15 protein-coding genes are annotated in these 12,128 nt (G+C 66.0%); 6 read left to right on the top strand and 9 right to left on the bottom strand.

All coding sequences use genetic code 11. The features are described 5' to 3' along the window. Position 1: 1 nt before the first annotated feature. The 4 genes from LDB05_RS14985 to LDB05_RS14970 all read right to left on the bottom strand — a co-directional run bounded on the left by LDB05_RS14985 (position 2) and on the right by LDB05_RS14970 (position 3,338). The gene (locus tag LDB05_RS14985) at positions 2-748 is read right to left on the bottom strand and encodes a hypothetical protein (RefSeq protein ID WP_226004796.1); all 747 of its coding nucleotides are present in this window, start codon (positions 746-748) and stop codon (positions 2-4) included. Between the two features lie 49 nt (positions 749-797). After that, positions 798-1,991 (bottom strand): inorganic phosphate transporter, encoded by a 1,194-nt coding sequence (locus tag LDB05_RS14980; protein WP_226004795.1) that lies wholly within the window; start codon positions 1,989-1,991, stop codon positions 798-800. Positions 1,992-2,103: 112 nt separating this feature from the next. After that, positions 2,104-2,529 (bottom strand): hypothetical protein, encoded by a 426-nt coding sequence (locus LDB05_RS14975; RefSeq protein ID WP_226004794.1) that lies wholly within the window; start codon positions 2,527-2,529, stop codon positions 2,104-2,106. An 86-nt stretch (positions 2,530-2,615) separates the two neighbouring features. Further along, complete coding sequence (locus tag LDB05_RS14970) at positions 2,616-3,338, bottom strand: DUF5828 family protein (RefSeq protein WP_226004793.1); 723 nt, start codon at positions 3,336-3,338, stop codon at positions 2,616-2,618. A 182-nt stretch (positions 3,339-3,520) separates the two neighbouring features. On the opposite strand from LDB05_RS14970, the gene upp reads away from it, so the two are divergent. After that, positions 3,521-4,198 carry a uracil phosphoribosyltransferase gene (gene upp / locus LDB05_RS14965; protein ID WP_226004792.1) on the top strand — a complete coding sequence of 226 codons (678 nt, stop codon included), beginning with the start codon at positions 3,521-3,523 and terminating at the stop codon, positions 4,196-4,198. A 75-nt stretch (positions 4,199-4,273) separates the two neighbouring features. Continuing rightward, a complete protein-coding gene (locus LDB05_RS14960) occupies positions 4,274-4,648 on the top strand; it encodes a cupin domain-containing protein (protein ID WP_226004791.1) in 375 nt (124 codons plus the stop codon). A gap of 51 nt (positions 4,649-4,699) precedes the next feature. Here the strand turns inward: LDB05_RS14960 and LDB05_RS14955 are convergent, their stop codons facing one another. Further along, positions 4,700-4,903, bottom strand: coding sequence for a YgaP family membrane protein (locus LDB05_RS14955; protein WP_226004790.1), 204 nt, complete (start codon positions 4,901-4,903; stop codon positions 4,700-4,702). Between the two features lie 131 nt (positions 4,904-5,034). After that, positions 5,035-7,164: a S9 family peptidase gene (locus tag LDB05_RS14950; RefSeq protein WP_226004789.1), complete on the bottom strand. Its 2,130-nt coding sequence runs from the start codon at positions 7,162-7,164 to the stop codon at positions 5,035-5,037. A gap of 168 nt (positions 7,165-7,332) precedes the next feature. On the opposite strand from LDB05_RS14950, the gene LDB05_RS14945 reads away from it, so the two are divergent. Further along, a complete protein-coding gene (locus tag LDB05_RS14945; protein WP_226004788.1) occupies positions 7,333-8,199 on the top strand; it encodes a hypothetical protein in 867 nt (288 codons plus the stop codon). A gap of 45 nt (positions 8,200-8,244) precedes the next feature. Here the strand turns inward: LDB05_RS14945 and LDB05_RS14940 are convergent, their stop codons facing one another. Then, positions 8,245-8,862 (bottom strand): IMPACT family protein, encoded by a 618-nt coding sequence (locus tag LDB05_RS14940; RefSeq protein ID WP_226004787.1) that lies wholly within the window; start codon positions 8,860-8,862, stop codon positions 8,245-8,247. Positions 8,863-9,044: 182 nt separating this feature from the next. Here LDB05_RS14940 and LDB05_RS14935 point away from each other — a divergent pair, with 182 nt between their 5' ends. Further along, positions 9,045-9,452, top strand: a complete 408-nt coding sequence (locus LDB05_RS14935; protein WP_226004786.1) for a DUF7522 family protein — start codon at positions 9,045-9,047, stop codon at positions 9,450-9,452. Positions 9,453-9,468: 16 nt separating this feature from the next. Here LDB05_RS14935 and trpY read toward each other — a convergent pair whose 3' ends face one another. Beyond that, complete coding sequence (gene trpY / locus LDB05_RS14930; protein ID WP_226004785.1) at positions 9,469-9,972, bottom strand: TrpY family transcription regulator; 504 nt, start codon at positions 9,970-9,972, stop codon at positions 9,469-9,471. A gap of 147 nt (positions 9,973-10,119) precedes the next feature. Between trpY and LDB05_RS14925 the strand changes: the two genes are divergently transcribed. Further along, positions 10,120-10,881 (top strand): prolipoprotein diacylglyceryl transferase, encoded by a 762-nt coding sequence (locus tag LDB05_RS14925; RefSeq protein WP_226004784.1) that lies wholly within the window; start codon positions 10,120-10,122, stop codon positions 10,879-10,881. A gap of 66 nt (positions 10,882-10,947) precedes the next feature. Here the strand turns inward: LDB05_RS14925 and hisB are convergent, their stop codons facing one another. Then, positions 10,948-11,535 (bottom strand): imidazoleglycerol-phosphate dehydratase HisB, encoded by a 588-nt coding sequence (gene hisB / locus LDB05_RS14920; RefSeq protein WP_226004783.1) that lies wholly within the window; start codon positions 11,533-11,535, stop codon positions 10,948-10,950. A gap of 276 nt (positions 11,536-11,811) precedes the next feature. Here hisB and LDB05_RS14915 point away from each other — a divergent pair, with 276 nt between their 5' ends. Then, positions 11,812-12,078, top strand: coding sequence for a DUF8028 family protein (locus LDB05_RS14915; protein ID WP_226004782.1), 267 nt, complete (start codon positions 11,812-11,814; stop codon positions 12,076-12,078). Positions 12,079-12,128 lie beyond the last annotated feature (50 nt).

Genomic DNA, 12,128 nt, shown 5'->3' with positions numbered 1-12,128 from the left:
CTCAGGGGTCCGAGTCGACGAGGGCGGCGATATCGTGTGCGACAGCGGGCGGAACGACGATCCGGCGCGGTCCCTGTACGTACTGTCCGTCCGGCTGTGCGTATTTGAGTCGGAGGACGGCGGTGTCCCCGACGTATCGGACCGAGACGGCGTCGATCACCGCGAGGTCGATCGCTTGTTCGGGTTCGTAGAGGTAGATCGTCCGCCCGTCGCGGTCGAACGTCCCGACCGACTGGAGAAACGAGGCGAGGACGAGCGCGAGCAAGGCGAGCGGAATACTCAGTGCTGCCAGCCCGGTGAAGGGGCCGGCACCGACGGCCAGCAGTTCGTTCTGTGAAACGTATCGACCGATTCCCATCAGCGTGCCGATGATCGCGCCCATGACCACTGCACCGACGGCGGCGTCCATCGCGCGGTCCAGACTCGCCCCCGAGGGGACGTCGACGGGGAGCCGGCGGGTCAGCGCCTCGAGGTGGCCTTCGGTGTGACGGGAGGCGGCCAGCGCGAGAACGGTCGCGGAGAGCGAGACGATTAGGGCGACGACGACGGTCCGGCCGGCGCTGCCCGCGGCCTCGCCGGCGAGCCTGTACAGTCGCCAGCAGACGACGGTGCCGATCGCGGCGAAGAAGGTGCCGACGCCGAACGCCCACAGGAGCCGCACGGTGCGTGAGGTACTGGCGTCTCGCCGCCACTGGATCGTCTCGTCCGCGTCTCCGTCGGCGGTGACGTCGACGGCGTCCTCGTCCATACGTCGCACTCACGACCTCTCGTGTAAAGACCGTTCGATGTCGCGCGGCTCAGAGCAAGAGTGCGGCGATGGCGGCGTAGCCGGCGTAGGAGACGATAATCGCGCCGGCCAGCGACCCGATCCACGCGAGCACGGTAAAGCCCATTTTCCGGGGACTGACGCCGCCGCCGGCACCGGCCGCGGCGTAGCCGCTCCCGATGATCGCGCTGACGATGATCTCGTTGAACGAGACCGGAATGCCGTAGAAGACCGCGGCCTGTGCGATGATAAACGAGGGGATGAGCGCGGCGATCGACCGTCGCGGCCCCAGCGAGGAGTAGTCCTGCGAGATCGCCTTGATCATCCGCGGCGCGCCGGTCCAGGATCCGAGCAGGAGCCCGAATCCGCCGCCCACGAGCATCGCGAGCAGCGGGAGCTCGAGCTCGCCCGAGAGCGGGATCAGCGGTCCGATCGCCAGTCCGACCTGACTGCCGCCGGCGGAGAAGGCGACGAGTCCGCCGAGGACGAGCAGGAAGTGGCGTTCTCCCTGTTCCGTTCCGCTTCGGAGGTCGAACGCGAGCGCACCCGCCCAGAGGATCGCGATCACGAGCGTCGCGGCAGCGGTGCCGGCGATCGCCGGCCCGGGAAGCCAGCCGCTCGAGGCCTGTGCGATCGACGCGCCGCCGGCACCGGAGCCGAGGATCGCGAACTCGATGTTGGCGACGATCGCGCCGACGAGCGCCGCGAGGACGATGACGAGATACTCCTCGGAGACCCCGTCGGCCCGGAGCGCCCGGGCGACCGCGTACGCGATACCGCCGCCGACGAACGGCGTCAGCACCCACAGGGTGGCGATTTCGGTGTACTTCGCCCACGCGGGCGCGCCGCCCATGGCGAGGCCGACGCCGATGACCGCCCCGGTGACGGTAAACGCCGTGGCTATCGGATACCCGGTGAAGATCCCGATCGCCACCAGCCCGGCCGCGATGAGCAGGGCGATCGTGGCGGCCAGCGACGATAGCGTGACGTCGCCGGCGATCAGTTCGGTCCCCACCGCTTCGGAGACGTTTGCACCCTGCAGAACCGCGCCGCTGAAGCCCAGTAGCCCGACGAGAAAGCCCGCTCGCATGACGGAAATCGCGTTCGCGCCGACCGCCGGGGCGAACGGGGTGGAACCGCTCGAGCCGGCACCGATCGCCCAGGCCATGAAGAGACTCGCGAGTGCGGCCACGGCGAAGGTCCCGAGCGTGGCGATTTCGACCATCTATCCGGTTCATATTGGCGGCCCCTACAAGTGTGTGCCGACCTGCGGTCGCCAGGGACGGTTGTGAGCCGGTGTATCACGGGTGACTCGCCGCTGTTCGATTTGCGTCTCGTCAGTCTTTGGACTCGGGTGCGGTGTGCTCGAGAAAGAAATCCATGTTTCCGTACAGGATCCACACTCCGGTCGCCCAGAGTGTCGTGGCGGCCACGATACCCAGTAGTAAATCGACATCGTCTTCGACGGTACCTGACTCGAGAACCCCGAAAAACCCCGCTGTAATGTGGACGCTCCAGGCGAGAACCCCGCCACCGAGGCCGATCGGTCGGCCGGTAACGATCGACACTGCGAGAGCGACCAGACACCCACCGAAGACGACTGATGGCCATATCCCGAGAGAGGTCTCCCCGCTACTGCCTCGAACAACGATTCGGATCCCGTTGAAAAGGACGAGCCACCCCAGTATTCCCACGCCAAGGGGTGCCTCATCGACGCTCGGCTCGAGCAGCCACTCCGCGATACCCCGCAGATCGCGTCCCATGTAGAGAACGACCGCTCGGGGCGAATAAAATTCAATTGATATCGGGCGGATTATTGTGGGGGTGAGGGGACGGCAACCCGGCCGCTTCAGTTCGTCGTGGATCTGGAGTTGTCGCCGTTTTCCGGCGGCGCTTCCGCGCCCTCGATGGCCTCGGCGGCGTCGGTGTCCTTCTCGACCTCGACGTGCCAGCGGTCGATTTCGTCTTCGTACTCGGCGAGGCGGTCGGAGACCGCCTCCTTGAGGTCGTCGTCGTTGACGTTGACCTCGAAGACGAACTGCTCGCCGTTCCCGCCGTTGCGCGCGGCCTGCTGGACGTTGGCGCTGACGAGTTCGTTGTCGAAGTAGTAGGGCGCGAGCTGGGTCATCACGTTCTGGTAGACCGTGTCCTCGACGCGGCGCAGCGCCTTGCGGCTCGCGGAGTCGGCCGCCCGCGCGACGTAATCGATCGACTCCTTCCAGTTGCCGACCGCGCCCTCGGCGTCGTCGTCCTCGAGTCGCTCGTAGGACTCGGAAAGTTTCTCGCCGGCTGTTTTGATGTCCTCGTCGGGCTCCTTGCCGGCCTTCTCGCCCTTGCCTTCTTCGACGCTGGCCTGATCCGCGGTCTTTTCGCTGACGTCGGAATCGAGCGTTTCGTGGGCCTTGGGGCGCCACTCGTCCCACTCCTCGAAGGCGCTCGCGAACTGTGCGCCGTATTCCTGGTCAGGATCGTGTACGTCAACGTCTCGAAGCGCGCGCGTGATACGCTCGCCGTGTTCGACGATGTCGCCCCAGTCACCGCGAACTTTGAACCCCGAGATGCTCTCTTCCATTCGGTTGAGCCGGTGATAACGGGTGAACGAATATAAACCTCTCTGCCGACGCTCGCCTGTCCCAGTCGGCTGATCGATCGCAATAGCGGGTTCGCGAGGGTGGCGTGGCTCGAGCCCGCCGGTGACGCCGCGCCCCGCGAGTGATCGATACTGTGAACTACCCGGCGGGTGGCTGTACTGGTATGCCGATCGAAGACCGGGACAACGCCTATCTCATCACGCACGCACTGGCGAAGGACACGCTCTCGCGGCTGCGCGACGTCGAGACCGAGCAGGTCAGCTTCCGCAAGGGACTGGTCAAACTCGGCCGCATCTGCGGCTACGAGATCATCGACGGCCGGATGGAGACCGAGTACGTCGAGATCGAGACGCCCCTCGAGCAGACGATGGGCGAACGCGTCCGCGGACTCGACGACGTCGTTATCATCAACGTCCTGCGCGCCGCGACGCCGTTCGTCGAGGGACTGCTGAAGGCCTTCCCGCGGGCGCGACAGGGCGTCATCAGCGCGAGTCGCGACGAGGAAGCGGGTCGTGCCGAGGACGGATCCTTCCCCATCTCGGTCGACTACGTGAAACTCCCCGAGATCCACGAGGAGGACACGGTCATCATCGCCGATCCGATGCTCGCGACGGGGAGTACCATGTGCACCGTCTTAGAGCACGTCGTCGAGAACGCGACCCAGCCGGAGAACCTGATCGTCCTCTCCGCGGTGTCGGCACCGGAGGGACTGCTCCGCGTCAACGAGGAGTTCGACGAGGCGGACCTGCTGACGGTGTCGATCGACGACCGGCTCGACGACGACGGCTTCATCGTTCCCGGCCTCGGGGACGCCGGTGACCGGGCCTTCCGGACGACCTGAGCGGACGCTTCTCGAGCCTGTCACGTTTCGACGAGTGCCGACGGACTTTTGCGGATCGACTCGTATCGAGTTCCCATGGATTACAGCGTCGTCGATCCGGACGACCTCGAGCGAGTCGATGACCGACCCTGTGACCTCCGCCGGCTGAGCGAGGCGGCCGGGATGGACAACGTCGCGATCAATCGGTTCGACGCGGAGCCGGGCGAGCAGTTACCGCTGGCCTACCACGTCCACGATACGCAGGAGGAGGCGTTCCTCGTCCTCTCGGGAACGCTTCACGTCGAGACGCCGGAGGGTGAACTCGTCGTCTCCGAGGGCTCGATGTTCGCGGCCCAGCCCGAGTCACCCCACCGCGCGTACAATCCCGAAGACGCCGACGAACCGGTTTCGGTCGTCGCCATCGGCGCTCCGTCGGTCGACGACGTCGCGCCGTACGAACCGGAGGAATAAGCGCTCGAGCGTTCTCGAGCGGACTCTGCTGGCCGTGACGCTTGCACACTACTACTGATCCGTTCTACAGGTGTCGATCCCCAGCACGGCGTTGACCGGACACCGCTGGATGATCGCGGTTGCGAGGATGTCGCTTCCGGCGATGAATGCCAGCGCGCCGAGCGTCCGATTTCGGTTCCGGTAGCCGACGAGCAGTAGCGTCGCCGCGAGGACGAGACGACCGATACGATCGACTCCACCGACGTTTCTGTCCATACTGGATAGGAGAGTGTCGCACGTATAGGTGTTCCCTGCAACCCCCTCGTTTCCGGTCGAACCCGGTCCCCGTCTGCGGAATTCGTCTCGGCCGTGTCCAGACGAAGCGGACGTTCGAGCGCCCGCTCGCGTCACGCCGTCGTGTGCGTGTCGTCGTCAGCCGCCTCTTTCTCGCTCGATTCGTCCGACCCGGTGGAGAGGTCTGCGTCGGGGTCGCGTTCGAGCGCCGGTGGTGCCTCGTGGTGGTCCGAGTAGCCGTCGAACCAGCGGGCGAGGCGCTCGAGGCGGTCGACGACGTGTGCCGGCTCGCCGGAGCGGGAGAGCTCGTGACCCTCGCGGGGATAGCGGACGAGTCGGGTGTCGATGCGGTGTTTCTTCAGCCCGAGGTAGAACAGCTCGGCCGTGTTCGCCGACGTTCGGTAGTCGCGGTCCGAGTGCAACACGAGGGTGGGCGTGTCGACCTCGGGGACGGCGGCGACGGGCGACTGCTCCCAGAGGAAGTCGGGCTCCTCCCAGGGCGTCGTCCCGAAGTCGCCCTCGACGAGTTTGAAGGCGTCCGTCGAGCCGTAGAAGCCGGTAAGGTCGTAGACGCCCCGCTGGGAGACGGCCGCGCGGAAGCGGTCGGTGTGGCCGACCGTCCAGGCGGTCATGAACCCGCCGAAGCTGCCGCCGGTGACGAACGCCTCGTCGGCGTCGACGAAATCGCGCTCGCAGACCGCGTCGACGCCGGCGAGGACGTCGGTCAGCGTGACCGCTCCCCAGTCGCGTTCGATGGCCGTCGCCCGGTCCTCGCCGTAGCCCGTCGATCCCCGCGGATTGCACCAGAAGACGACGTAGCCCCGCGCCGCGAGCGTCTGGAACTCGTGCCACATCGTGCCTGCCGTCGTCCAGTGGGCGTGTGGACCGCCGTAAATCTCGACGACGAGCGGGTAGGTCTCGTCGGGTTCGAAGTCGGGCGGGGTGAGTAGCCACCCCTGTAGCTGGTCAGCATCGCCACCGCTCCCGTCCTCGTCGGTCTCGAACCGGATCTCTTCCGGCTGGCAGACGGCCCGGTCCGCGAGATACTCGTCGTTGACTCGCGTCAGCCGAGCCGTCTCGTTGCCGCCACGCGTCGTCACGAAGACGTCGCCCGGATGGTCCCACTCGCTCTGGACGTAGGCGATCGCGTTCCCGCCGACGTCGAACGACTCGACGGTGACACCGTCGCCGTAGACCGCCGTCGGCTCCTCGCTCGCGTCTCCGGGAACCGACCAGACGACGCGCGAGCCCTCGTCCGGCGTGCTGAAGTAGAGCGAGTCGCCGTCGGGCCCCCACTGGAATTCACACCGGTGGCCGACGGTACGATCTAGGGGCTCCGTCGGGGTGGTTTCCGTCCCGCTCTCGCGGTCGTGGACGCGAATCTCCGTCTGACGCATCGAAGCCCGCTCTTCCGGCGTGTACTCGAACGCGACCCTCCCGTCCTCGGTGGCGTCGATCGACTCGAGCCAGCCGGTCGTGGTGGTGAAGGCGTCGACCGCGCCCGACTCGAGGTCGTGTTCGTACAGCTCGTATTCCAGCGAATCGTCGGGCTCGTCGCCGGTCTTGGCGGCGTAGTAGACGGTCTCCGAATCGCCCCAGGCGGGAGCGATATAGTCGCGATCCCCATCGGCCGGCCCGCCGTCGCCGGCGAGTCGCGTGACCGCGTCGCCGTCGCGCTCCGGGCTATTCGAGAGCGCCGTCTCGACGTCGAGGACGTAGACGTGACTGCGTCGGCCGTCGAGGTACGCCGTGTCCGCGCGGTAGATCATGCGGTCGATCACGCGCGGATCCGGCTCGTCAGGCTCGTACTCGGGATCGACCGACCGGTCGCGGCCGCTCTCTCGGTCGGCCGCGGTGACCCGCTGGCTGAAGCACAGTCGGGACCCGTCCGGACTCCACTCGAGGTCCGCGACGCCGCCGACGACCGACGTGACTCGCTGAGCCTCACCGCCCTCCGTCGGCAGGATCCAGACCTGCTCGCGATCGTCGCTCTCTCCGCGGGTGCTGGCGAACGCGAGGTACTCGCCGTCGGGACTCCACCGGGGCTGGCTATCGACGCCGTCGCTAACGGTGAACTGCGTCGGTTCGCCCCCGCCGATCGGAACGACGTGAATCGTCGCCGCGTACGACTCCTCGTCTTCGGGACGACGCTCGACGAACGCGACGCGCTCGTCGTCCGGCGAGAGTCGGGGCTCGGTAACCCTGGCGATGTCGTGGTAGTCGCTCGCTTCGATCCTGTTCATACTCGATCTCACATTCGGTCGATTATATAACTCATCCTTAACGTTGGGACTCGAGAAGGGATCGGCGAAGGGCGACGGCTGTCCGCTGGTTGTTTCGAACCTGGGACACGATTAGAGCACTCGTCATAGATACTATTTTAGCAACAGTCGGACATTGATTTTGCAGTCATGGGGCAGAGTGGAAACTCGACTGCTACCACCGAATCCGGACACCCGGACACGGTATTTCAGGTCGTGTTCGCCGTCTATACGGGATTCATCGTCGCGGGGACCGCGACGACGGTCGTCGAACCGAACGTACCGTCGACGATCGCCCTCGTCGGAACCGCGTTCGCGGCTTTCCTGGCAGGGGCTGCGGTCGGTGTCGTTCTCACGAGTCGTCTCCCCGGATTGCCCGTCTGGCTCGGTCGGACGTGGCCGCGTCGGGTGACGATCGCCGTCTCGATGGTGCTGCTCTTCCTCGCGGCACTCGTCTCGGTGGCTGGCGCCGTCGAATCGCGATTCGGGCTCGTCGCCCTCGGGTCGACGTTCGGCGTCGCCATCTCGGGACTGATCGTCGCGAGATGTGCGGAGAACCGCTACGTGGATGCGATCACCTGCGACGAACCTCTCGAGGCGTGGCAGTGGGAGCCGTCTAGCTCCGTAAAACACGATCGTCTTCTCGTTTTCGCGTGGGGGAGCTTGGCCATCATTCACGGCGTCTCCGGTGAGCCGTTGACTGCTGTCACCTGGGCCGGTTTCGCCACCTCCGTTGCGGCTTCCGGCCCCGCCCGCGGTCGAGTCGAACAGTGGCTCCCCGGTGAGTCCGACACCCCTCCCGAGGTTCGCGTTTACGGAACTGGGATCGTCGCGACGCGTCCGTACATGCAGCGGTTCGCCTCGTGGGAATCGGTCTCCCACGTCCGCCTTCGAAACGACGAACTCGTCGTCGACCGGGGCTTCTTCGACTGGCGGTTCGACCGCGACGAGCTCGAGGACCCCGAGGCCGTCCTCGCGGCGATCGAACGTCGTCTCGAGAACGTCGGCTCCCGATAGCGGATCTGACCCGTCAGTTTTTTGCGACCGTTCGCGCCTGCACGGTCACTCGAGGTCGGCCCGACCGCTCGTCGCGCTCCGGATCCGATCCCGTAACGCCGCGCCCTCCGCGATCGGGACGCGGACGTCGAAGCTGACCGCGGCCTCGTAGTCGGCCTCGAACGCGTACCCCTCGCTCTCGAGGATCGAGCGGACGGTCCCCGAGTCGTCGTATTCGACGGTGATCCCCAGTTGCTCGTGGGGCCGTTCCTCCACGATACCCGCGTTCTCGACGGCGTCTTTCACCGCCCGGGAGTAGGCGCGGACGAGACCGCCGACGCCCAGGTTCGTCCCGCCGTAGTACCGGGTGACGACGACCGCACAGTTCTCGAGGTCTTGCTGCGCGAGGACGTTCAACGCCGGTTTCCCGGCCGAACCGGAGGGTTCGCCGTCGTCGCTCGAGTACTCGCGGAGAAAGCGGCCGTCGCTCTCCTCGTCGCCTGCTCGCACTCGGTAGGCGGGGACGTTGTGCGTTGCATCGGCGTACTCCTCGCGGACCGCGTCGACGAAGTCTTCGGCCGCGTCGACCGATTCAGCGGGCCGGACGTGGCCGATGAACTCCGACCCCTGGACGACGAACTCGGCGGTGGCCGGCTCCACAACGGTGCGATACGCCCCGCTCACGGCCGCTCACCCGCCGCGTCTCGCCGTCGGTCTCGGTGTCGCCGCTCGAGGCTGACCATGGCTGAGCTACCTCGGCCGGCGAAAAGAGGCCGTCGGTCCAGTCGGCGCGAGAAACGAGTTCGATTCCCGAACGTTTCGCCCGGACCCCTACGCTATTGTCTCTCCATGCGCTGTGTGCACACATGAACGGCGAGACTATCGACTCCGAACTCGAGAGCGAGCTACACAGCGTCTGTCGGACGACGGTCGGCGACGAACTGCGCAGTATCACGTACTTCACCGAGGACGACGTCGAGCAGTTGTATCTCCGATCGGATCTGGAGCAGACCGCCGATCTGATCGGGTTCGCCGAACACGAGCGGCTGGGCTTTCGCTCGCAGTCGGCCTACCGGAACACGCAACTCGGCGAGTATCAGGCGACGATCCGGATGTTCGAGAACGGCTACCTGTCGCGGGTCATTCGCGGACCACACGGCGTCTGGGTGACAACCGACGAGATGTCGATGGAGCGGTTCGAGGAACTCACGAGCGCGCTCGCGTCGGTCCTCGATAGCTTCGCGGATACCGCCGGCGTCGAACGCGAGGAGTGAGCCGCCGGGACCGCGCTCACTGGATTTCGATCTTCCGGACGAACTCGAGGTCGCGGATCGCGGTAATTACGTCACCCGGGAGCTCCTCGTCGGTGATCAGGTAGAGCCGGGGTTCGTCGGTGAACTCTGGATCCTCGCTGATCGTCTGTCGGATCGAGATGCCGTAATCGGCCAGCGTGCCCGTGACCTGCGCGACGATTCCCTTCTGCTCGGCGTCGCCGACCTCGATGGAGAGCACCGTGAGGTCGAGGACCGGTGCCAGATCCATCAGGCTCGGTACCTGCGAGATGTTCTGGAAGATCCGGCGCAGCTCGGGGTCCTCGAGGATGACGCCGGTCGTCGAGTCGACGACCCGCCTGTCGACGCCGATCTCGCGGGCGATTCCCGTGTTCGGAATCTCGATCCCGCCCGATACGACCCGCCCGTCGTCGTTGACCGAGAAGCCCCGCTCGAGTAGCAGGCGAATAACAGCCTGCTGACTCGGCGATCCCTCGAACTTCTCCATGATCTCGTCGAACATTCGATATCGGCTGTACGGACGCCGCAGTATAATCCCCAGTGATCGTCGTCGCCCGAGTTGGGCTCCTCCCGTGAGGAGGGGGCGGTTCGACGGCCCGAACGACCGTCTGACGGGTGGTTTTTTACTCCCTCCGTGATAGCCGACACTATGCGCGAACTCCGGAACTGTGACTTCTGTGACGCCGACGCCGTCGGCGCGTTCGAGATCGTCCCACCCGAACTCGAGCCGACGGAGGCCGAACAGCGCCGCGTCGTCTGTTGTCCCGACTGCAAGGACCGCCTCGAGACGCTTATCGAGCCGCTACTCGCCCGTGCCGGTGCCGACGGGACGGGACCCGAGAACGGGACGGACGAGGCGACTGCGACCCGGGAAACGGACGGTTCCGGGTCCGTCGTCGCCACCGCCGACGAGTCGACGGAGAACCGATCGCGGACGGCCAGCCCGAACGCGAGCGTCTCGGACCCGACTGACGGATCCGACGCCGAAGACGGGGCCGCTTCCGACTCCGGACCCGGATCGGCCACCGAATCCGTTCTCGAGGACGGGATCACCTTCGAGCGCGACGAGCGAGCGGACGACGGCGGAGCCGAATCGGGAGCGACGGCTGACACGGACGCAGCGTCCGATAACACGGATTTGGCCGATGCGACCGACCGGCCGGAGCCGAACGACGCGCCGACGGAGTCGGCGACCGAACCGTCGACGGGCTCGCAGAGCCGGCCCCCGGCGGCGTACAACAAGGTCGTCCGCCTCCTCCGCAACCGCGAGTTCCCGATGAACCGAAGCGCCGTCGAAGAGCTCGCCGCCGGAGCCTACGACCTCGAGAGTCACGAGGTCGAAGCGGTCGTCGATCACGCGATCGAGGACGGCGAATTCGTCGAAGAGAACGGTCGTCTTCGCCGCCCGTAGCGGGTCGCGGTCCGTCGCTGTCCGGCTCCCGTTACACGGGGTGAGGAAGGGTGTCCCTACCGACGGCTACAGCGTCCCCTTCGTACTCGGCGTCCCCTCCCGCCGCTCGTCGATGCGCGTCGCGTCGTCGAGGGTCCGCGCCAGCGCCTTGAACAGCGCCTCGACCTCGTGGTGGGCGTTCTCGCCCCCGACCTCGACGTGGAGCGTCAGTCCGGCGTTCATCGCGAGCGATTCGCCGAAGTGCCTCGCCATGTCGCTGGTAAAGTCGCCGATCTCTGCTTGCGAGAACGTGCCGTCGAAGTAGAACCGCGGCCGGCCGCTCACGTCGACGACCGCGCCCGCGACGGCCTCGTCCAGAGGGACTCGTCGGTCGGCGTAGCGGACGATCCCCGCCCGGTCGCCCAGCGCCTCGTCGAGTGCCTCACCGAGGACGATCGCCACGTCCTCGACCGTGTGGTGGTCGTCGATCTCGAGGTCGCCGTCGCACTCCACCGCGAGGTCGAACAGACCGTGCTTGGCGAACGACGTTAACATGTGGTCGAAGAAGCCGATTCCGGTGTCGACCGTCGCCGTGCCGCTGCCGTCGATCTCGAGCGTGCACTCGATCGTCGTCTCGGCAGTCTCGCGCGTGACAGTCGCCGTTCGCTCGCTCATGAGAGAGTCATACCGCCCCCGGTACAAGGGGATTCCGCTCGTCGCCGTCGGCACGTTGCCGAGCGGGATAGACGAGTCGTTTCCGGCAGACCCGATATCAGTTCCGAGTTAGGCATCGAAAATAGATTATAAAACGTCTAAAGGACTATCCGTCGGTTTAAAAACGTCATTCATCTTCCACTACTGGGGTAAAACGGACCGAAACGGCGCCAATATTCGGCCTGTTATATGATGGGTTGGGTGAATGTCCTACTCGAGCAGAGGTGACCCGCTTCGATGTCCAACCCCTCCCCCCTGTCGAACGAATCGATCGCCCCGTCGAACCATGAGGCAACGCCCCACCGCGAGTACTACGACCGGTTCGTCCGCTCGCTTAAAGGACCCGTCCAGTTCCTCTCGTTCTGGGCCGCTATCGCCTTGCCCTTCATGTACATTCCCCTCCTCGCACAGGGGCTCGGCGATACGACCGTGATGGTGACGTTCGTCACCTTGCTGGCGGCCAACGTCCTCGCCCTCTACGTCGGTCACGGCTACGACGGCTGAGGCTTCGCGTCGCCGCTCGAGTCCTCGCACTCCGGTTCGCTTCCCTCGCG

This window comes from Natrinema salinisoli, from assembly GCF_020405205.1.
In the GTDB taxonomy this organism is placed as follows: domain Archaea; phylum Halobacteriota; class Halobacteria; order Halobacteriales; family Natrialbaceae; genus Natrinema; species Natrinema salinisoli.
The sequence above is the reverse complement of the archived record's forward strand: the minus strand, read 5'-3'. Positions and strand labels throughout refer to the sequence as shown.

What these genes read in the sequence shown, in the direction of transcription:
- LDB05_RS14985 (WP_226004796.1), bottom strand. Translation starts at nt 748, where the DNA reads ATGGACGAGGACGCCGTCGACGTCACCGCCGACGGAGACGCGGACGAG.
- LDB05_RS14980 (WP_226004795.1), bottom strand. Translation starts at nt 1,991, where the DNA reads ATGGTCGAAATCGCCACGCTCGGGACCTTCGCCGTGGCCGCACTCGCG.
- LDB05_RS14975 (WP_226004794.1), bottom strand. Translation starts at nt 2,529, where the DNA reads ATGGGACGCGATCTGCGGGGTATCGCGGAGTGGCTGCTCGAGCCGAGC.
- LDB05_RS14970 (WP_226004793.1), bottom strand. Translation starts at nt 3,338, where the DNA reads ATGGAAGAGAGCATCTCGGGGTTCAAAGTTCGCGGTGACTGGGGCGAC.
- upp (WP_226004792.1), top strand. Translation starts at nt 3,521, where the DNA reads ATGCCGATCGAAGACCGGGACAACGCCTATCTCATCACGCACGCACTG.
- LDB05_RS14960 (WP_226004791.1), top strand. Translation starts at nt 4,274, where the DNA reads ATGGATTACAGCGTCGTCGATCCGGACGACCTCGAGCGAGTCGATGAC.
- LDB05_RS14955 (WP_226004790.1), bottom strand. Translation starts at nt 4,903, where the DNA reads ATGGACAGAAACGTCGGTGGAGTCGATCGTATCGGTCGTCTCGTCCTC.
- LDB05_RS14950 (WP_226004789.1), bottom strand. Translation starts at nt 7,164, where the DNA reads ATGAACAGGATCGAAGCGAGCGACTACCACGACATCGCCAGGGTTACC.
- LDB05_RS14945 (WP_226004788.1), top strand. Translation starts at nt 7,333, where the DNA reads ATGGGGCAGAGTGGAAACTCGACTGCTACCACCGAATCCGGACACCCG.
- LDB05_RS14935 (WP_226004786.1), top strand. Translation starts at nt 9,045, where the DNA reads ATGAACGGCGAGACTATCGACTCCGAACTCGAGAGCGAGCTACACAGC.
- trpY (WP_226004785.1), bottom strand. Translation starts at nt 9,972, where the DNA reads ATGTTCGACGAGATCATGGAGAAGTTCGAGGGATCGCCGAGTCAGCAG.
- LDB05_RS14925 (WP_226004784.1), top strand. Translation starts at nt 10,120, where the DNA reads ATGCGCGAACTCCGGAACTGTGACTTCTGTGACGCCGACGCCGTCGGC.
- hisB (WP_226004783.1), bottom strand. Translation starts at nt 11,535, where the DNA reads ATGAGCGAGCGAACGGCGACTGTCACGCGCGAGACTGCCGAGACGACG.
- LDB05_RS14915 (WP_226004782.1), top strand. Translation starts at nt 11,812, where the DNA reads ATGTCCAACCCCTCCCCCCTGTCGAACGAATCGATCGCCCCGTCGAAC.